The organism is Pseudomonas palmensis, assembly GCF_049942755.1.
Classification (GTDB): Bacteria; Pseudomonadota; Gammaproteobacteria; order Pseudomonadales; family Pseudomonadaceae; genus Aquipseudomonas; species Aquipseudomonas palmensis.
This window is the reverse complement of record NZ_CP187958.1, coordinates 4,664,253-4,683,107: the sequence shown is the minus strand read 5'-3', so window position 1 is coordinate 4,683,107 and position 18,855 is coordinate 4,664,253. Positions and strand designations below refer to the sequence as shown.

15 protein-coding genes and 2 pseudogenes are annotated in these 18,855 nt (G+C 61.6%); 4 read left to right on the top strand and 13 right to left on the bottom strand.

Annotated features, from left to right (window positions below; translation table 11 throughout):
* Window positions 1–8: 8 nt before the first annotated feature.
* From ACPRTJ_RS21645 to ACPRTJ_RS21635, 3 genes are all read right to left on the bottom strand, one after another.
* Window positions 9–1,109, bottom strand: coding sequence for a low temperature requirement protein A (locus ACPRTJ_RS21645; RefSeq protein WP_229589278.1), 1,101 nt, complete (start codon window positions 1,107–1,109; stop codon window positions 9–11).
* Between the two features lie 98 nt (window positions 1,110–1,207).
* Entirely contained in the window at window positions 1,208–1,747 is a 540-nt protein-coding gene (locus ACPRTJ_RS21640) for a DsbA family protein (RefSeq protein ID WP_012051936.1), read from the bottom strand.
* 11 nt (window positions 1,748–1,758) lie between these two features.
* Complete coding sequence (locus ACPRTJ_RS21635) at window positions 1,759–2,301, bottom strand: redoxin domain-containing protein (protein ID WP_043862990.1); 543 nt, start codon at window positions 2,299–2,301, stop codon at window positions 1,759–1,761.
* 611 nt (window positions 2,302–2,912) lie between these two features.
* Between ACPRTJ_RS21635 and ACPRTJ_RS21630 the strand changes: the two are divergent.
* Window positions 2,913–3,584, top strand: a pseudogene (locus tag ACPRTJ_RS21630) (GNAT family N-acetyltransferase); the annotation flags it as partial.
* A gap of 143 nt (window positions 3,585–3,727) precedes the next feature.
* On the opposite strand, the gene ACPRTJ_RS21625 reads toward ACPRTJ_RS21630, so the two are convergent.
* Window positions 3,728–4,684, bottom strand: a complete 957-nt coding sequence (locus ACPRTJ_RS21625) for a LysR family transcriptional regulator (protein WP_078480192.1) — start codon at window positions 4,682–4,684, stop codon at window positions 3,728–3,730.
* 41 nt (window positions 4,685–4,725) lie between these two features.
* Here ACPRTJ_RS21625 and ACPRTJ_RS21620 point away from each other — a divergent pair, with 41 nt between their 5' ends.
* Both ACPRTJ_RS21620 and ACPRTJ_RS21615 read left to right on the top strand, forming a co-directional pair.
* A complete protein-coding gene (locus tag ACPRTJ_RS21620) occupies window positions 4,726–5,157 on the top strand; it encodes a GFA family protein (protein WP_012051932.1) in 432 nt (143 codons plus the stop codon).
* Between the two features lie 543 nt (window positions 5,158–5,700).
* Window positions 5,701–6,009 carry a DUF3077 domain-containing protein gene (locus tag ACPRTJ_RS21615; protein ID WP_426427275.1) on the top strand — a complete coding sequence of 103 codons (309 nt, stop codon included), beginning with the start codon at window positions 5,701–5,703 and terminating at the stop codon, window positions 6,007–6,009.
* A 126-nt stretch (window positions 6,010–6,135) separates the two neighbouring features.
* Here ACPRTJ_RS21615 and ACPRTJ_RS21610 read toward each other — a convergent pair whose 3' ends face one another.
* Window positions 6,136–7,104, bottom strand: a complete 969-nt coding sequence (locus ACPRTJ_RS21610; protein WP_426427274.1) for an AraC family transcriptional regulator — start codon at window positions 7,102–7,104, stop codon at window positions 6,136–6,138.
* A 103-nt stretch (window positions 7,105–7,207) separates the two neighbouring features.
* Between ACPRTJ_RS21610 and ACPRTJ_RS21605 the strand changes: the two genes are divergently transcribed.
* Window positions 7,208–8,455 carry an MFS transporter gene (locus ACPRTJ_RS21605; protein WP_426427273.1) on the top strand — a complete coding sequence of 416 codons (1,248 nt, stop codon included), beginning with the start codon at window positions 7,208–7,210 and terminating at the stop codon, window positions 8,453–8,455.
* A 95-nt stretch (window positions 8,456–8,550) separates the two neighbouring features.
* Here the strand turns inward: ACPRTJ_RS21605 and ACPRTJ_RS21600 are convergent, their stop codons facing one another.
* The 8 genes and pseudogenes from ACPRTJ_RS21600 to paaE all read right to left on the bottom strand — a co-directional run bounded on the left by ACPRTJ_RS21600 (window position 8,551) and on the right by paaE (window position 18,827).
* Window positions 8,551–8,940: a hypothetical protein gene (locus tag ACPRTJ_RS21600; RefSeq protein ID WP_282362478.1), complete on the bottom strand. Its 390-nt coding sequence runs from the start codon at window positions 8,938–8,940 to the stop codon at window positions 8,551–8,553.
* A gap of 128 nt (window positions 8,941–9,068) precedes the next feature.
* On the bottom strand, window positions 9,069–9,935 hold the full coding sequence (locus ACPRTJ_RS21595; RefSeq protein ID WP_236176864.1) for a transporter: 867 nt from the start codon (window positions 9,933–9,935) through the stop codon (window positions 9,069–9,071).
* Between the two features lie 88 nt (window positions 9,936–10,023).
* Window positions 10,024–12,117: a PQQ-dependent dehydrogenase, methanol/ethanol family gene (locus tag ACPRTJ_RS21590; protein WP_078480197.1), complete on the bottom strand. Its 2,094-nt coding sequence runs from the start codon at window positions 12,115–12,117 to the stop codon at window positions 10,024–10,026.
* A gap of 235 nt (window positions 12,118–12,352) precedes the next feature.
* Complete coding sequence (paaZ, locus tag ACPRTJ_RS21585; RefSeq protein ID WP_426427272.1) at window positions 12,353–14,407, bottom strand: phenylacetic acid degradation bifunctional protein PaaZ; 2,055 nt, start codon at window positions 14,405–14,407, stop codon at window positions 12,353–12,355.
* A 32-nt stretch (window positions 14,408–14,439) separates the two neighbouring features.
* A complete protein-coding gene (locus tag ACPRTJ_RS21580; protein ID WP_043862998.1) occupies window positions 14,440–15,681 on the bottom strand; it encodes an OprD family porin in 1,242 nt (413 codons plus the stop codon).
* Window positions 15,682–15,712: 31 nt separating this feature from the next.
* Window positions 15,713–17,281: pseudogene (locus tag ACPRTJ_RS21575) on the bottom strand (cation acetate symporter); the annotation flags it as partial.
* Entirely contained in the window at window positions 17,272–17,580 is a 309-nt protein-coding gene (locus tag ACPRTJ_RS21570; protein ID WP_043863000.1) for a DUF485 domain-containing protein, read from the bottom strand. The gene ACPRTJ_RS21570 and the pseudogene ACPRTJ_RS21575, both read right to left, overlap by 10 nt.
* Before the next feature lie 170 nt (window positions 17,581–17,750).
* Window positions 17,751–18,827, bottom strand: coding sequence for a 1,2-phenylacetyl-CoA epoxidase subunit PaaE (gene paaE, locus ACPRTJ_RS21565; RefSeq protein WP_302098930.1), 1,077 nt, complete (start codon window positions 18,825–18,827; stop codon window positions 17,751–17,753).
* Window positions 18,828–18,855 lie beyond the last annotated feature (28 nt).

Sequence of the window (18,855 nt, the reverse complement as noted above, 5' to 3'; positions counted from 1 at the left end):
ATGATGATTCAACGATATCTGAAATTTAGAAAAACATAAGAGATCATGGTTGCTGTCAGGCCGACCAATATGTACTCGACGCGGGGTAAAAACACGACTAACCCGCCCAAAGAAAACACTATCAACGTGTTTTGTAGGATGTATTTCCTTATTCTACTCACGGCTATGAAATAGCCATATTGCTTACCTAGGAAAAACAAGGCCATGCCGGTGATCGACATAATCTGGAAATCGCGTATCGCAATGTCGTTCAGGATCGCATGCCTAATCAAATTTGCCAGAAGTGCCAGCCCCATAAAAAGAAAAAGGTGCGAGTAGATTAAGGCGTGCCCACTCATCCTGCTTTGATGTTTTTTCAGCAAGTAAAAACTATCAAAATAGATCCACCAGATACTGCAAATCATGATAAATCCGGTGATGGCCGCCATCACATTATAATAACCCCATTGAATGTTAGATAAGCCTCCGGAAAGGCTAATAATTGACTCCCCCAATAAGATTAGGGTGAGTAGGCCTATGCGCTCAACCAAGTGCTCTGTGTGTGCTGGCAACGGTTTTAGTTTAGTCCAGAAAAATACAGGAAACAGAATATCAAGAACAATCCCAATATAAGCAACAAGGTAACGCAAGGGCGGGTCAAAAATAACGGATGAAAGGCTAATAACTGCGCTAACTAATAGGGCGAAGCCAAGCCTTGAGGAAAGTTCGCCGCGAGAATCGAGTTTACTAATGGATGAAATATACATAACACTGATGATTGCACGTATACCAAAATAGCAGACAATAATGAGCGGGTAGTTCACTTCCAAGTCTTCCCCGATCCGTGCCGATAGCACAATGAGCAGGAGCATTATGAATAATGTTGCCAAACGGTGAAGATTGCTGTCTGTATCGAACCTGTTGGAATAAATCGTGTGACTGGACCAGATCCACCACAACGGCACAAAAAGCAGTAAGAATGTCCATAATTGCTTATGTTCAAAGTGCCCATCATGAACATGTCCGAGAGTGTGCGTAACTTGACCTATCGTAACAACGAAAGTCAGGTCAAAAAACAACTCCAACCATGTGGCGTGTCGATTTTCTTCATAATACTTCAAAGATTTCATTAGTTGCCGGCTCCGTGCCCACCTCTTTAATGTAAAAGGAAGCTAACGTTGGTTTTTCCCCGGCTCCGATGTGGGTGATGCCAAGCCGATTTGGCTCTCTAGCGATTTCGTCCACGCACTAACAAAAGCTCAATCATCTGACTCATCCCGATGAACTCTGGAACTCCGTCATACCGAAGCCCGTCAATGTAAAACGCTGGGGTGCCATTCACGCCGCTGCGTACACCGCCATTGAAATCGGCTTGTATTTTGGGAATGTAAGTATCCTCTTGCATTGCAAGATCGAATTCCTCCCTGGAAAGGCCGTGTTTGAGAACGATGGCGCGATACAGCGGCAGGCCCAATCGATCCTGATTTTCGTACAATCCGTCGTGGGCCTCCCAGAAGAATCCTCGACTCCCGGCATACTCAGCGGTGACCGCTGCACCCAATGCATGGGGGTGAGCGGTGGTCAGAGGGAAGTTACGGAACACAAACAGCAAGTCATCGCGAAAATGCTGTTGCAGATTCTTGACCATCCAATAAGCTTCACCGCAATAGGGACATTCATAGTCGCCAAATTCGACCAAGGTGACCTTGGCATGCGCACTTCCCTGGCGATGGTCGTCGGCACTTACCGGGACTTTGAGAGTGGCCATCTAATCACCTGTTAATTTTTGGTTGGCGTGCTTTGTGGCGAATTCGCCAAAGCATCCAGCGCATCCAGAATACCGTCCGCACCAGGGTTGATTGCCATCGGGGAGACGTAGCTCCAGGCAACCATCCCGTCCTTGTCAATCACGAACAGCGCACGCTTACAAACCCCGAGCTGGGACTCGTACGCTCCATACTGTCGTGCCACAGCCCCTTTGGGCTCGAAATCGGCCAGCAGGCTGAAGTGAAAATTCCGATCTTTGGCAAAGGCCTGATGACACCAGGCGCTGTCAACCGAGATACCCAGTAGCGCCGCACCGTATTCTCTGAATGTGGGTAGCAACTGGTTGTACAAAGTCAGTTGGTCACCACACACCGAAGTCCAGTCAGCGGGATAAAACGCCAATATCACGGTATTTCCCTTTAGCTCACGCAGCGACAACTGTTGATCAGGGGTTGCTTGAAGAGTGAAGTCGGGCGCGACAGTGCCGGCCGGCAGCGGCCCCTGAACCCGGTCGCCATTGGTTTTTTGTGCATCATCGAACTCTAAAGTATTCATAGCTTGAACCTTGATAGATGGGTGGTTGGGACGTGCTCAGTGGGATGCGACGTGCCCGGCGGGATAACTCCATCCACCATCAAGGGGTTCAAAAAAAGACAACGCTACCTCGATCTCAGCCTGAGCCTGAGTGATTTCGGCAGCGAAACGTTCACGTTCCGCATCAAGGAACACAAGAAGATCCGCCGTGTAATCGCGGAATTGGATTAGGCCAGGTTGGCAGGGGAATGGTCAGATTCGCTCTGGCTCACCAATGACTATAGTCGTTGATGACGCTTACCGTAGTAGCTGAACGATTTTTCGCTACCCTCCAGTGCCAACAACACTCACGCGCTTATCTTGCTGCCATTTCAGGCGGCGTTTTAACACGATGATTTTGGCAGCTATTTCGCCACTTCAGACAAATTTACATCTGCTTTCTGGACGACAACTGCTGCCCCTTACGACAAGCAGAAATCGACCAGAGGCAGACACTGAAACCGCCTTCAGGTCTACAGAATGAAGGTTGCTATGGGAAATGCTCTGGACAAACGAGTCGTTGTCATTAGTGCCGGCATCGTGGGCGCTTCGCTGGCGTAACACCTGGCTGATAAAGGCGCGAATATCACAGCAAAGCTCGGTCGGCAATCGACGCCCGAGCCTCTCAAATCCAGCTCACCGAGCCAGGTCGTCAGGTGCTGGCCTCGCTGGAGCAAGCCGCTCGTGAAGAAGTCGTGTTGATGTTGCAAGGCTTGCCTGAGCGCCAGCAAGAACAATTGATCCAAGCCATGAGACAGATCCAGACTCAATTGGGCGACGGTGATCATTCCTACATCCTGCGCGATTCACAAGCGGGCGATATGGGTATCGTTGTTCAGCAACAAGCGCAACTCTATGCCCGCGAATACGGTTGGAATATGGAGTTCGAAGCGCTGGTGGCGGAAATCGTCGCCAACTACCTTCGTGAGTTCGACCCGTCCTGCGAGCGATGCTGGATCGCGGAAAAAGAGGGCACAGTTATCGGTTCGGTCTTTGTCGTCAAACATGACCAGACGACCGCCAAGCTGCGGATGCTCTACGTTGACGCGAGCGCCAGGGGCATGGGAATCGGCAATCGGTTGCTGGAAGAGAGTATTCGGTTTGCGCGGCTCGCGGGCTACAAGCACATGATCCTCTGGACAACCAGTGTGCTTGTCGATGCCCGAAAGCTCTATCAGAAAGCAGGTTTCCATTTGGTCGAAGAAGAACAGGTACACAGCTTCGGAAAAGACCTCGTCAGCCAGACTTGGGCTCGGGAACTGTAAGTGTCGGGAGCACTGGCCGCGAGGGATCGAAATCTGCCAGTGCTGAACGGCTGCAATGGGTCGGGAGCGGTCAGTCCGGAGCGGCGGCTTTCGACCCATTGCAGCCGTTTAGACAAAGCAGTGGATGCCACGACCTACGCTGCTCACTGATCGGCTAAGCATAGATACTGATGTAACTGCTCTCCAAGAACCTCGAACGCCTGAGCGATCCTGTTAATTTTGCGCAGGTCATTGTGCATTGCGATCCACACCTCAACCTCAAAGCCAAAATCGTGTGGTAGCACATGTACCAGTCGGTGCGATTTTGCGATTTGAGTCGGGCAGAGCCCGAAGCCTAAGCCCGCTCTCAGAGCGGCCAGCTGAGCAAGGTGATGATCAGAGGCAATGGCGAAATGCTGGTCGGCATCGCACAGACCAGAGTCGATAAACCGACGCAAATCCGCTGAGCGTCTGTCTGGCCCGATCAGCGGTCGCTGGCGCAGCGACAGCAAGGAGGTTGGGTTACCGTAGCGCTCCAGGCACCCGGCACTGGCATGGATGCCAATCTGCAAACTGCCGACACGCCGCACCGTGATATCCGCTTCATTGGGCCGCATCAGCCGCACCGCAATATCCGATTGCAGCCTGGCGATGTCTTCAAGGGCATCGCTTATGCTCAGCTCAAGTTTGAGTCCGACGTGTTCGTAATGGAAAGGGCGCAGCAGGTCGGGCAAGACTTCGACGCCAAGCAACTCGCCACAGGTCAGCCGGACTGTACCGTGATCCATCGACGCTTCAGAGCTGGCCATGCGGTTGAAGGTTTGCGCGGCCAGATCCATGGCCTCCACATGTTCGATCAGGCGCTGCGCTCCGGCAGTAGGCGTCAGTCCTTGAGGTGTGCGGGTGAACAGACTCACACCGAGAGCGTGTTCAAGACAGTCGAGGCGCCGGCGCGCAGTGGCCTGGGCGATACCCAGCAGCTTCGCCGCGCCGCTCAGGCTACCAGAGCGCAACACGGCGAGAAATACACGCTGGCTTTCCCATTCAATACCGCTCATACATTCTTGGCCAACAGTTGCTCCTAATTTGATCTTCTGCCAGAGCCCGTGAAAAGCGATCATTCGCCCACATTTTTCCGGGCGTCATTGTAAGGAACTAACGCATGAGAATCACCGGTCAGTGCCGATGTGGGCAAGTCACCCTTGAGATCGTGGCGCGGCAATTGCCGCCGCTGTATGCCTGCCACTGTTTGAACTGCCAGCGCTGGAGCGGCAGTGCGTTTGGTCTGCACATGCTGAGCGCGGCTTCGGCTGTTCAGGTGTCTGGCGAAACGGCGATCTTTGAGCATGAACACCAAGGTCAAACGTCTACCCAACATGCCTGCGGTACATGTCATACCCGGCTGTTCAACGAGACGACGGCAGCACCCGGCATGCGAGTGGTACGGGCCGGCATCCTGGAAGGGGCTGAGCGCTTCGAGCCGGTTGCGCATATCTGGACTCGGCGCAAGCAGCCATGGCTGGTGCTGCCGGGAGCAATCGCACAATGGCAGGAGAGCCCCACGCCAGAAGCATTTGCCGCCGCATTAGGGTAAGAGCTTGCTCTTCCATAAGTGAAGATGTCGCTCGCCGAGCGGCAAATTATCAGGGTTGACTACGTCCGCTTTGGGTCGTAAGCGGTCTTTCACCCAAGACCGCATACGGCCAGAATCTCTAGCTGCCGCAACAGACTGCAACGTATTAGTCAGCCTCAAGCGCAGGCCGCTCTGCGCGCCTTAAACCTTTGAATTCAAAAGCAAGCCAGATCGTCAAAATGAATGCATCAGCACTCAGACGGTAACGCCTCCTCCTTCCCTCTGCCAGAAACTTGAATCCCCACCCCAACCCCGTTAACCTTGCTCAGTCGCTGTAAATCCAGCGTCCAGGTTTGGTCACCTGAGATAAATCAAGGCGCACAAAGCGCCGCATCCGAATCAGTGGCGCTTTTTTGTGTCTGCTGTTTCGTGTTATGGCGGCTGTGCGTGGGGCGCATTCGTGCGCGCCGGGTTCCTTGATTCCCGGTTGACCAACCTGCGTACAGCCGCCACCCATCGTTTGGTCACGATGCTGGTCGGCTCCACCAATCAAGGAGCTGCACAATGACAAAAATCGTCCCTGATCCCCCGTTCACCAACACCCCGCGCAAACCCGCCTACACCTCCTTCGGCTGTTGCCACGGCGATCACCCTCCCCTGTTTTCCGTGCGCGAAGACATCAAGCTCGAAGATGCGCTGGTCTACCTGTCGATCATGATCCAGTGTGCAACGGACACCACCGCACAAGCCTGCGAACGCGCCGATGAGCAGTTCAAAAGCCTGCTGATGGCCTCGCAACACTCGCTGGAATTGAGCAATGCGTTGATCGAGTCGGTGCTTGATGGCATGGAGGCCAAAGCGGTCAGTAGTTGATGACGCAACACACGGGCCGCACACGCGGCCTATCGAAAGCCAAGAGGTGCGAGCGACTGCGTTCGGCCTTGTCTCAAATAGTGCCAAGGCCGCCCAAGATGGCCCACCCGCCCATCCCACTCAGCTTCAGATGGCAGCCGACTGCTTCAACCTGCGACTCAACCCAGGCGTCTTACCCGTAACACGCTTGAACGCCCGACTGAACGCTGCCTGAGACGTATAGCCCAAACGCTGCGCGACCTCTTCAATTGGCAACCTTTCCAGCGTCAGCCACTGGCTGGCAAGCCGCATTCGCACTTCGGTGACGTAGCGCAGCGGGGTCATGCCAATCGTCAATTGAAAACGCTCCGCAAAGACCGAGCGGGACGTATTGCATTGCTCCGCCAACTGCTCGACGGTCCAGTCGCGGCCCGGTTGTTGATGCAGCGCCAGCAGTGCACCGGCCAGGCGCGGATCGCGCAGGGCGGCAACCAGGCCAGAGGCGTTACCGCAGGCGCACTCGACCCAACCTCGAACGACCATGGCGGCGACCACGTCGGCCAATCGCGCGAGGATGCCGGCGAAGCCGATGCGTGCGGCGCTGACCTCGCGCTCCATGGTGGTGAGAATAGGCACCAGCCCTGGGTAACGCTGGCCGCCGGCATCAATCAGCATCAGGCCCGGCATCAGCTTGCCAAGGCCATGCAGGCTGCCCAATTCGAACTCCATGCAGCCACTGAACAAAAGCGTAGCCGGCATGGCGCCGGCATCGGTTCCGGTGTCCACCGCGCTGACGGCGTCGCCCAGCGGCTCGCCGTCCAGAAGGTCGATTTGCTGCACGGGCACGTGTGTATCCGAGAGCAATTGATGGGCCGCGCCATGGGAGATGAAGACGGCGTTACCGGCGCACAGCGCATAGGTTGTGCCGTCTTCCATGCGCAGCACCGCGTTGCCGACCGCCAGGAAGTGGAACCAGGCATGCCCGGGTTTGGCAGCGAAGCCCAAGCCGAAGGCCGGGCCCGCCTGGATACGCCGGTAGTCGACACCGCGCAGGCGCATGCCGCGCAACAGCTCGTTGATGAGATCGGAAGAGAAGGCAGAGGGGTCCGTCGGCATGATTCAGGTGTTCTGGTCAAAAAATCGAGTTTTTCGATCATAGATCATCCGGGTTCTCGCGCCTAGACTGCGGGTCGCAATTGAAGATTGGGAGATCCGTGCAATGACTGACCTTGTTTGCAATGCCGTACCCGACAGCCGTCCCGGCGCCGGGCCGGATGCAGAACCTGCAACCCCCGCGTGGATGGCCGTGTTCTCGCTGGCCATGGGCGTGTTCGGCTTGCTGACCGCGGAGTACCTTCCGGCCAGCCTGTTGACGCCAATGGCGACCGAGCTGGGGGTATCCGAAGCGCTGGCTGGCCAGGCGGTAACGGTGACAGCCGTGGTGGCGCTGTTCGCCGGCCTGTTGGTGCCAGGCCTGACTCGCAGTATCGATCGCCGCTGGGTATTGCTGGGTTTTTCCACGTTGATGATCGCGTCCAATCTGTTGGTCGCCGTTTCCTCCAGTTTCGTGGTGCTGTTGCTGATGCGTATCTTGCTGGGCATCGCGCTTGGCGGGTTCTGGAGCATGGCGGCGGCGGTGGCGATGCGTCTGGTGCCGGGGGCATTGTTGCCGCGAGCGCTCTCGATCATTTTCAGTGGCATCGCCATCGGGACGGTGGTTGCGGTTCCGCTGGGTAGTTATCTGGGTGGGCTATATGGCTGGCGCAGCGCGTTCTTTGCAGCGGCGGCGGTGGGCGTGGTGACCCTGGCGTTCCAGTCAATCACGCTGCCGAGCCTTGCGCCGCGCCGCCCGGCACGCCTGCGCACGGTGCTTGAAGTATTGCTGCGCCCAGGCATTGCCATGGGGATGTTCGGTTGTGTGCTGGTGCACAGCGGCCACTTCGCGATGTTCACGTATGTTCGGCCATTTCTCGAAGGCACGACCGGCATTGGCCCGCAGGGGCTGTCGCTGATGCTGCTGGGTTTTGGTGTGGCGAACTTTGTCGGCACCCTGGTGGCCGGGTGGATGCTTGCTCGTTACCCGCTGGCCACCCTGGTGTCGATGCCCGCGCTGGTGGGCGTTGCGGCACTGGCGCTGGTTCTGTTGCCGGCGTCGGTGCCAGGGCAGGCCGTACTGCTGGCGGTGTGGGGCCTGGCCTTTGGCGGTGTGCCGGTGGCGTGGTCGAACTGGGTCGCCAACGCGGTCCCTGACCAGGCGGAAAGCGCCGGGGGCATGGTGGTAGCGTCGGTACAGTCGGCCATCGCCACAGGCGCGGCCGCGGGTGGGGTAATGTTCAGCCTCGGTGGCAGCGCAGGCGTATTCGTGGCAGCGGCCGTGCTGATGCTGCTGGCCGCGGTGCTGATTGCACTGCGGGTGCGAGTACCTTCGGTAGAGGGCGCTGTGCTGAACCGGTCGGCACGCCACTGATGATTCAGCTCTGCGGCGCCGATCCGCGATCACGCCTTGCGCGCCGCCCTCCCCTCGGTCGATACACGCCAGGCGACACGGCAGCGAAGAGTCGGTCAGCGGCCCTGGGGGCTATCTGCGAGCCAGTAATAGTCTGGCCAGTAAGGCCAGACATGGCGGTCGCGATGCACATGCTTGAGCGACAGGGTCTGGCCCGGGTGAAAGTGATCAGCCGGGTACTGACCTGACAACAGCACGGTGCGCGTTGTTGCGATCAGCGACTGGCAATAGTCACGCGTGGCTTTGTCGGCCCCCAGCACCTGACTGTGCGCAATTGAAAAGCCGAAGGCCGTCATCGGATGCCCGTCATTTTTCAGCCGGGTGAAGACAGGGGTCGGCTGCCGATACTCGGCAACGGGAACGATCTTGCCACCCAGTTGGCAGGCGAACTCCTGGGCCAACAGCGGTGGGCAAACAAGCAGCAGCAGGCACAGTTTGAGCTTCATGTTCACGTCACAGTTCAAGTGTCCGGCCCCGCGCGTGGCGACTGACAGGCCCAAGCCACGCAGTCTAAGCCCGGCCATGGCGTGTGACCACACCGGGTGCCCCTCACCCGGTGTGCGTCAGGCTCGCCTCAGTAGATATACGCCAACCTGAACTGCAGCGAGTGGTCGGTCATGGGCCCCGAGCGCACTTCCACATCCCGCCAGTACTGCCCCATTACCTGCCACTGCTTGCCCAGCATGGTGGTCGCCGACAGGCCGACCGTGCCGTTGTTGTGGCTGGTTTCCAGGGTCTGCCCGTCCAGCGTCTCGCGCGAGCCCCAGTTGTGCCGGTATGACAGCGCCACCGAGGTGGCCGGGGTGAAGTTGTAGCGCAGGTGGTTGTGCAACTGGATCAGCGGGTCACGGTGCGCACCGGTGTCGCGCTGCTCCTGGTAGAACTCGGTCTCGGCGATCACGTCCCACGTCCAGCGCTCGTTGAAGCCGTGCACATAGCCCACCTGGAAGTCCGCCGCCCAGCGGTTGCCGCTCAGGGCAAAGCCCTGGTTCTTGTCGGCGCCGGTGGGCGCGGTGACGAACAGCGACCAGCCCAGGTGGCGGTTGCGCTCCATGTCGGCCAGGCTCCACACCGTGGCGCCGAAGGTGATGTCGCCCAGGCCGCTGTTCTTCTGGCCGGTGGCGCCGATTTCCTGATGGCCGTAGGGGATGATGATCTGCGGGTCCCAGATCAGGCCGGTGTTGAAGAACTCGGTGAAGTGCACCAGACGCAGCACGCCCACGGTCAGGTCCAGGTCGAGGTTGTCGGCGGCGCGCTTGCCGCCCATGTACGAGCGGTCGATCCGCGGGTTCTGCTGGTACAGCAAGGCCAGGTCGGTGCCCGGTGGCAGCGCGGCATAGTCGCCGGAGTCGGGGCGTACATCGGCCAGCGCGGGGCTGGCGCACAGGGCAAGGAACAGCGAGCACGGCAATGCGCCGCCTTTGTGCAAAAGCGCTTTCATGGGGGTCACCTGTCTACCGGTTAATTGTTATTGGAACGGGTTGAGGCTGCCCCGCTCGCACGCCTGGCGAGCGGGGTCGAGGGGTGGCTTACTGCGCCGCAGTGGCGTCGGCGGCGGCGCGCAGGTCAAGGCTGCGCTTGATGATGTATTGCTGGATCAGTTGCATCTGCGGCATGTCCAGCACGCCGGCAAAGCTCGGCATGCCCTTGCTCATGAACGCACCGCTGACGATGCCGACGAAGGCCTGGTGCTTGTCCGGGCTCAGGTAGCGCAGGTCGGGGATCACCCCGCCGCTGGCGGCGTTGAGGCCGTGGCAGGCACCGCACATGCCGTTGAACAGGGTGCGGCCCTGGGCGATTTCATCCGCCGAGGCGGTCAGCGCGGGCACTTGCGGTGGCAGCACCGGCGCCTTGCGCGGCGGCGGCAGTTCGCCCTTGGCGCCAAGCTTGAACACCAGCACGCGGGATTCGGGTTGCACCTTGCCCTTGTCGGTCAGGCCGCCTGCGATCAGCGGCATGATGCCGCCCCAGCCGGCCATGAACGCCACGTACTGTTCGCCCTTGACCTCATAGGTGACCGGCCCGCCGAGCACGCCGGAGTTGGCGCGGTGCTCCCACAACTGCTTGCCCTTGTCGGCGCTGAAGGCCATGACGCGGCCGTCCGAGGTGCCCTGGAACACCAGGTTGCCGGCGGTGCTGAGGGTGCCGCCGTTGCCGGACTCGACATAGTCGTGGGTCCAGGCGGCCTGCTGTTTGACCGGGTCCCAGGCAATCAGGTGGCCGCGCCAGGCGCTGCGGATCTGGTTGAACACTTTCGGGTCTTCCGGCAGGTCGGGCACGTCCAGGCCGAAGTTGACCACCGACTTGGTCGGCAGGAACAGCGGCTTGTCGGCGGCCTTGAGTTCGGCCACGGTGTCCTGGGCCGGGATGTACACATAGCCGGTGTTGGGGTTGTACGACATCGGGTGCCAGCTGTGGCCGCCGAGGAAGCTTGGCTGTATCACCTTCGGCGCCTTGGCGTAGTCGGCCTGGTCGGTGAGGATCGGGCGCCCGGTCTTGGGGTCCAGGCCGCTGGCCCAGTTCACCTGCACGAAGTTGTTGCCCGAGATGAACTCGCCGTTGGTGCGGTCGATCACGTAGAAGAAACCGTTCTTGGGTGCCTGCATCAGCACCTTGCGGGTCTTGCCGTCGATCTGGATGTCGGCCAGCACGATCTGCTGGGTGGCGGTGAAGTCCCAGCGATCGCCGGGCGTCACCTGGAAGTGCCACACGTATTCGCCGGTTTCCGGGCGCAGCGCGACGATCGACGACAGGTACAGGTTGTCGCCCTCGCCCTGGCTGCGGAACTGGTAGTTCCACGGCGAGCCGTTGCCGGTGCCCACGTACAGCAGGTCCAGCTCGGGGTCGTAGGACATCGAGTCCCACACCGTGCCGCCACCGCCCCACTTGACCCAGCCATTGCCCTTCCAGGTTTTCATGGCCTTGGCCATGGCCTCGTTTTCCGGTGGCAGCGCCGGGTCGCCGGGCACAGTGAAGAAGCGCCAGGCCTGCTTGCCGGTCTCGGCATCGTAGGCGGTGATATAGCCGCGCACGCCGAACTCGGCGCCGCCGTTGCCGATCAGCACCTTGCCTTTGACGATGCGCGGGGCGCCGGTGATGGTGTAGCTCTTGTTGGGGTCCAGTACGGTGTCGACGCTCCACACCTCCTTGCCGGTGGCCGCATCGAGGGCGATCAGGCGCCCATCGAAGCTGCCCACGTAGACCTTGCCCTGCCACACGGCCACACCGCGGTTGACCACGTCGCAGCAGCCCTGGCTGAGTTTCTCCATGGGGATCTTGGGGTCGTACTTCCACAGCGGCTTGCCGCTGGCGGCGTCGAAGGCATACACGATGCTGAAGGCACCGGTGGTGTACATCACGCCGTCGACCACGATGGGGGTGGCTTCGGTACCGCGATCGATGTCGAGCTTCTGCGTCCAGGCCAGGCCAAGCCCGGCGACGTTCTGGTCGTTGATGCGGGTCAGCGGGCTGAAGCGTTGTTCGTCGTAGGTACGCCCGTGGGCGAGCCAGTTGGCGGCGTCCTGGTTGGCGTTGAGCAGTCGGTTGGCGTCGATGTTGCCGGGCGTGCCGGCGTGGGCGAGCGTTGACACGTAGAGCACGGCAAGCGGCATCAAGCGTTTCATTTTTTATTGTTATCCCGTTCTGGGTGGATCAATGAGTGGCGTGGCAGGCCATGACGGGATTAGAGCAAAGTCGGAGGGGGTAAAGCGCTTGCGTGTGTGCCAGGTATTTTTGTGTGCGTGCCATATTGCGGAGGCTGCTGCGTAGCCCATCGCGGGTCAAGCCCGCTCCCACAGGGATGGCGATAATCCTTGTGGGAGCGGGCTTGACCCGCGATCGAGCGCGCAGCGCTCGGCGTTACACCGGGCGCTTGAGCACCAGCGTCAGGATGTCGTAGCTGGCCACCAGCTCACCCAGCTGGTTGGTCACTTCCACATCCCACGCCACCACCCCTTGCGGCTGGCCCAGCGGGCTGGATTTGCCCTGGTCGATCTTGCGCTTGCAGGTCAGGCGCGCCTGGATGGTGTCGCCAATGCCCACCGGGCTGATGAAACGCAGGGTGTCCAGGCCATAGTTGGCCAGCACCGGCCCCTCGCCCGGCGACACGAACAGCCCCGCCGCCGCCGACAGCACGAAGTAGCCATGCGCAATGCGCTTGCCGAACTGCGACTGCCTGGCCGCAATGTCGTCGAAGTGCATGTAGAAATGATCCCCCGACAGGCAGCCGAAGTTCACCAGGTCCGCTTCGGTCACGGTACGTCGATGGGTCAGCAGCGACTCGCCGATGCGCAGCTCTTCGAAGTGACGACGGAACGGGTGCACCTCGCTCTCGTACACCTGGGCACCGCGCACATACTCGCCGGTCACCGCCATCAGCATGCTCGGCGAACCCTGCACTGCCGCACGCTGCAGGTAGTGCTTGACCGCCCGCAGCCCGCCCAGCTCTTCACCGCCACCGGCACGCCCAGGGCCGCCGTGCTTGAGCTGCGGCAAGGGCGAACCGTGCCCGGTGGACTCCGCCGCCGCCTCGCTGTCGAGGATCAGCAACCGACCGTGCCAGGCCGCAGCCACCGGAATGGCCTTGGCTGCCACCTCGCGGTCGGCGGTCACCAGGCTGGCCACCAGGCTGCCCTTGCCGCGCGCGGCCAGCACCAGCGCTTCGTCCAGGTCGTCGTAGGCCATCAGCGTGCTCACCGGGCCGAAGGCCTCGATGTCGTGGGCACCGCCGTCGGCATGCGGGTCGCGTGCCTGCAGCAGGGTCGGCGCAAAGAACGCCCCTTCGCTCACGCCCTCGCCCCGTGGCTCGAAACCATCGCTGGCACCGAACAGCTGGTCGCAGCTCTGCAGCAGGCTGCGCACCCGCTCGCCCACGTCGCGCTGCTGGTCATGGGAAGCCAGCGCGCCCATGCGCACGCCCTCCACCGACGGGTCGCCCACCACTACCTTGCTCAGGCGCTCGCGCAGGCGCGTGGCCACGGCGTCCAGGTGCTTGGCCGGCACGATGGCGCGGCGGATGGCGGTGCACTTCTGCCCCGCCTTGGTGGTCATCTCGCGCACCACTTCCTTGATGTACAGGTCGAACTCGGCATCGTCCGGCTTCACGTCCGGGCCCAGGATCGCGCAGTTGAGCGAGTCGGCCTCGGCGGTGAACGGCACCGAGTGGCGGATCAGGTTCGGGGTCACCCGCAGCTTGGCCGCGGTATCGGCAGAACCGGTGAAGGTCACCACGTCCTGGCCTTGCAGGCGGTCGAGCAGGTCGCCGGTGCTGCCCACCACCAGTTGCAGGCTGCCGGCCGGCAGCAGGCCGGACTCATCCATCAGGCGCACCACCGCCTCGGTCAGGTAGCTGGTGGAGGTGGCTGGCTTGACGATGCACGGCATGCCGGCCAGAAAGGTCGGCGCGAACTTTTCGAGCATGCCCCAGATCGGGAAGTTGAACGCGTTGATGTGCACCGCAAGCCCCGCACGCGGCACCAGGATGTGGCTGCCGGCGAAGGTGCCCTGCTTGCCCAGCGGGATGGCCGGGCCTTCGTGCAGCAGGTTGCCCGAGGGCAGTTCGCGGCTGCCGATGCCGGCATAGGCGAACAGCGTGGCGTTGCCGCCCTCGATGTCGATCCAGCTGTCGGCGCGGGTCGCACCGCTGTGGTGGGACAGTGCGTAGAGCTGTTCCTTGCGCTCGGCCAGGTACAGCGCCAGGGCCTTGAGCCGCGCGGCACGCTGCTGGAAGTCCATCGCCATCAGGCTGCGCAGGCCCTCACGGCGCGCATGCTCGATGGCTTCGGCAAAGTCGGGCCGCTCTTCATGGCTGTACGCCAATACGTGCCCGTCCAGGGCGCTGCGCAGCGGCTGCGCGCCATGCTGGCCGAGCCAGCGGCCGGCGATGAAGCTTTGCAAGGTTGGGGCAACAGACATGAGGTGTCCTCCGGTTCTTTTAAGGGGCGCGCTTACCACAGCGCCAGGGTGTAGCCGATGATCAGGCGGTTCTCGTCCAGGCTGTTGGTCAAGCCGTTGCCTGAGCGGAAGGTGACGTTGCGCCAGCGCAGGCTGACGTTCTTCAACGGGCCGCTCTGCACCACGTAGGTGATGTCGGTGTCGCGTTCGCGCTCGCGGCCGTTGTCCACGGTCGCGGTCCTGGCATGACGCCCGTCGGTGTAGCGGGTCATGAAGCTCAGGCCCGGAATGCCCAGGGCGACGAAGTCGTAGTCGTAGCGCAGTTGCCAGGAGTCGAGCCCGGCGCGGGTGTAGGTGTTGTAGGTCACCAGGTTGACGGTGTACGGGTCGCCGCCGTTGAGGAACGGGAAGGCGCTGTCGCCCGACATCTGCTGGAAGGTGGCACTGACCTTGTGCGCGCCGCTGGCCAGGGTGAACATGCCGTTGAAGTTGCGGTTGTCGATGCGCCCTGCCCGCTCGGCGCCGTCGCCACGGCTGTCGAAATAGCGCAGGTCGCTGCGCAGGCTCAGGCCCTCGCCCAGCGGCTGGGTGTGCACCAGGCCGACGAACTGCTGACGGTAGATCTGGTCGAGCTTGGCGTAGTAGTAGGTCAGGTTCAGTTGCGGGGTGAAGGCATAGGTGCCGCCACCAAAATCGAAGCGGTCGCTGCTGGCCGCGCCGTAGCCGATGTCGTCGCGGCTGGAGGAATCGCGCAGGTTGGCCTTGGTCAGCCGCCCGGCGTTGAACGTCAGGCCGTCGATCTCCTGGCTGGTCAGCAGGCCACCCTGAAAGCTTGCGGCCAGCAGGCGGGTGTCGTTGTACACCACCACCGGCAGGATCGGCTGCAAGGTACCCAGGCGCAGCACGCTCTTTGAGGCGCGCAGCTTGGCGGTCAGGCCCAGCTCGCTGTAGTCGTCGGCCGGTTCCAGGCTGTCGGGCCCGAACGGCAGCAGCCCGGTGCCGCGCCGATCACGGCTGGAGTCGAGCTTGATGCCCAGTTGCCCCATGGCGTCGACGCCTACCCCGATCGGGCCATCGGTGAAGCCGGACTCGAACTTCACGGTAAAGCCCTGGGCCCACTCCTCGGCCTTGGATTGCGGCGCGTTGCTCTGGCGAAAATCGCGATTGATGTAGTGGTTGCGCAACTCGACCTTGGCATGGCTGTCGTCGATGAAGTCGGCCAGGGCCGGCGCGGCGACCAGGGGCAAGGCAAAGCCGGCCAGCAGCGAAGCCGGCATGAAGCGAATGTGGTTCATTATTTTTATACCCGACAATCGTTTTGGTTTATTAGTGTTTGCTTGCGCCTGCGGCACCGATGCCGGTCATCGAGCGGATGAACTGCGCCAGGTAGCGGCCGCGTTCCTGCGCTGCCCGCTCCGAGGTGTCGGTGACCGAGAACACCCAGGCGCCCAGGAACGCCAGGCTCATGGAGAACAGCGCCGGGTTGCTGTAGGGGAACAGCGCCGTTTCGTTGTGCAGCACGTTGACCCACACCGCCGGGCTGAGCACCAGCAGCACGATGGCCGAGACCAGCCCGCTCATGCTGCCGATCACCGCGCCACGGGTGGTCAGGCCCTTCCAGTACATCGAGAGGAACAGCACCGGGAAATTCACCGAGGCGGCAATCGCCAGCACCAGCCCGGACAGGAACGCGATGTTCTGCGACTCGAACATCAGGCCCAGGATGATCGCCAGCACGCCGATGGCCAGGGTGGCGATGCGCGACACGCGCATCTCTTGCTTCTCGGTGGCCTGGCCCTTGCGGATCACGCAGGCGTACAGGTCGTGGGACACCGCCGAGGCGCCGGACAACGCCAGCCCGGCCACCACCGCCAGGATGGTGGCGAAGGCCACGGCCGAGATGAAGCCCAGGAACAGGTTGCCGCCCACGGCCTGGGCCAGGTGCACGGCGATCATGTTGCCGCCGCCGATGATCGCGCCGTTGACGTCGCGGTAGCTTGCGTCGGTGCCGACCATCACGATGGCGCCGAAGCCCACCATGATCAGCAGCAGGTAGAAGTAGCCGATGAAGCCGGTGGCGTAGAACACGCTCTTGCGCGCTTGCTTGGCGTCACTCACGGTGAAGAAGCGCATCAGGATATGCGGCAGCCCGGCGGTGCCGAACATCATGCCCAGGCCCAGGGAAATCGCGTCGATGGGGTTGGACAGCAGCCCGCCCGGGGCCATGATCGCGGTGCCCTTGGCGTGCACCTCGGTGGCGGCGCTGAACATCGCTTCGGTGCTGAAACCAAAGTGCTTGAGCACCATGAACGCCATGAAGCTGGTGCCCGAGAGCAGCAGCACGGCCTTGATGATCTGTACCCAGGTGGTGGCGAGCATGCCGCCGAAGGTCACGTAGAACACCATCAGCACGCCCACCAGCATCACCGCATACAGGTAGCTGATGCCGAACAGCAGCTCGATCAGCTTGCCGGCGCCGACCATCTGCGCCACCAGGTACATCAGTGCCACGGTCAGGGTGCCCAGGGCCGAGGTCAGGCGTACCGGGGTCTGGTCCAGGCGGTACGACACCACGTCGGCGAAGGTGTACTTGCCCAGGTTGCGCAGGCGCTCGGCAATCAGGAACAGGATGATCGGCCAGCCGGCCAGCACGCCCAGGGCGTACAGCAGGCCGTCGTAGCCGTTGAGGAACATCATCGCGGAAATGCCCAGGAACGAGGCGGCGCTGATCATGTCGCCGGCGATGGCCAGACCGTTCTGAAAGCCGGTGAGGCCGCCGCCTGCGGTGTAGAAGTCACTGGCCGAGCGGGTGCGCTGTGCGGCCCAGCGGGTGATGCCCAGGGTGAACACGACGAACAGCAGGAACATGCTGATGGCTGTCCAGTTCATTTCGCGCACTCCTGGCGGACCTTGTCGTTGAGCGGGTCGAGCACGTTGTTGGCGCGGTACACGTAGATCCCGGTGAGGCCGAAGGACACCAGCACCACCAGCACGCCGACCAGCATGCCGACGGTGGTCACGCCGCCGCTGAGCGATTGCCCCAGGGTGCTGGGGGAGAACGCCACCAGCAGCACGAAGCCGTAGTAGATGACCAGCATGGCCAGGGTCAGCGACCAGTTCAGGCGCTGCTTGCGCCGTACCAGTTGCTTGAAGTCGGGGTGCTTGCAGATGCTGTCGATGTCTTCGGGGGTCATTGGGGCGCTCTCTTGGTGTTGTTGTTTTAGTTTTCAGGGCACACAGGTGTTGCGGTGTTCAGGCGGGCCTCATCGCGGGTCAAGCCCGCTCCCACAGGGTCTGCACTCTCCTCAAGACCCGTGCTGTACCTGTGGGAGCGGGCTTGACCCGCGATTGAGTCGACGCGGTATCAGACCTGATCGAAGTCCAGCACCACCCTGTCGCTGACCGGGTACGTCTGGCACGACAGCACATACCCCGCCGCCACTTCGTAGTCCTCCAGGGCGTGGTTGCTGTCCATCTCCACCTCCCCTTCGATGACCTTGCACTTGCAGGTCGAGCACACCCCGGCCTTGCACGAGTACGGCAGCTCGGCGCCGATGGCATTGCCGGCATCCAGCACGCTGACGGTGTTGCGCGGCAGGTCGAAGGCCAGCGCCCGACCGTCGCTGATCACGGTGATCTGGCTGACGGCGGCGTCCAGCTGGCGTGCCGCCTCGCGGGCTTCACGCTTGCGTTCGTCGCCCGCCGCTGCAAACAGCTCGAAATGGATCTTCTCCCCCGCCATGCCATTGGCCTTGAGGCTGTCGCGCACGGTCTCGGTCATCGCCTGCGGGCCGCAGATGAAGGCGGCGTCCAGCGCCCTGGGGTCGAGCCAGCGCGAGAACAGCTGACCGCACTTGTCGGCGTCGATGCGCCCGTTGTACAGGTCCACGTCCTGCTGCTCGCGGCTGAACACGAAGATCAGGTTCAGGCGTTGCAGGTAGCGGTTCTTCAGGTCTTCGAGCTTGTCGCGAAACAGCGCGCCGGAGCTTGAGCGGTTGCCGTAGAGCAAGGTGAAGCGGCTGTCGGGTTCGCGCTCCAGGGTGGTCTTGATGATCGACAGGATCGGCGTGATGCCGCTGCCCGCCGCCACCGCCAGGTAGTTGCCGCGACGGTTCGGGTCCAGTGGCACATGGAAGCTGCCCGAAGGCGGCATCACTTCGAGGCGGTGGCCGACCTTGAGCACCTCGTTGGCAAACGCCGAGAAGCGCCCGCCGGCCACGCGCTTGATCGCCACGCGCAGCTCGCCGTCTTCCACGCCGCTGCAGATCGAGTACGAACGGCGCACTTCCTCGTCGTCCAGTTGCGTGCGCATCACCAGGTACTGGCCCTGGGTGAAACGGAAATCGTCCTGCAGGTGCGCCGGCACTTCGAAGGCAATCGACACCGCATCGCGGGTCTCGGCGCGCACATCCTTGATGGTCAGGCTGTGAAATTGACTCATGCTGTTCTCCCGCTGCACGGCGCCAGCG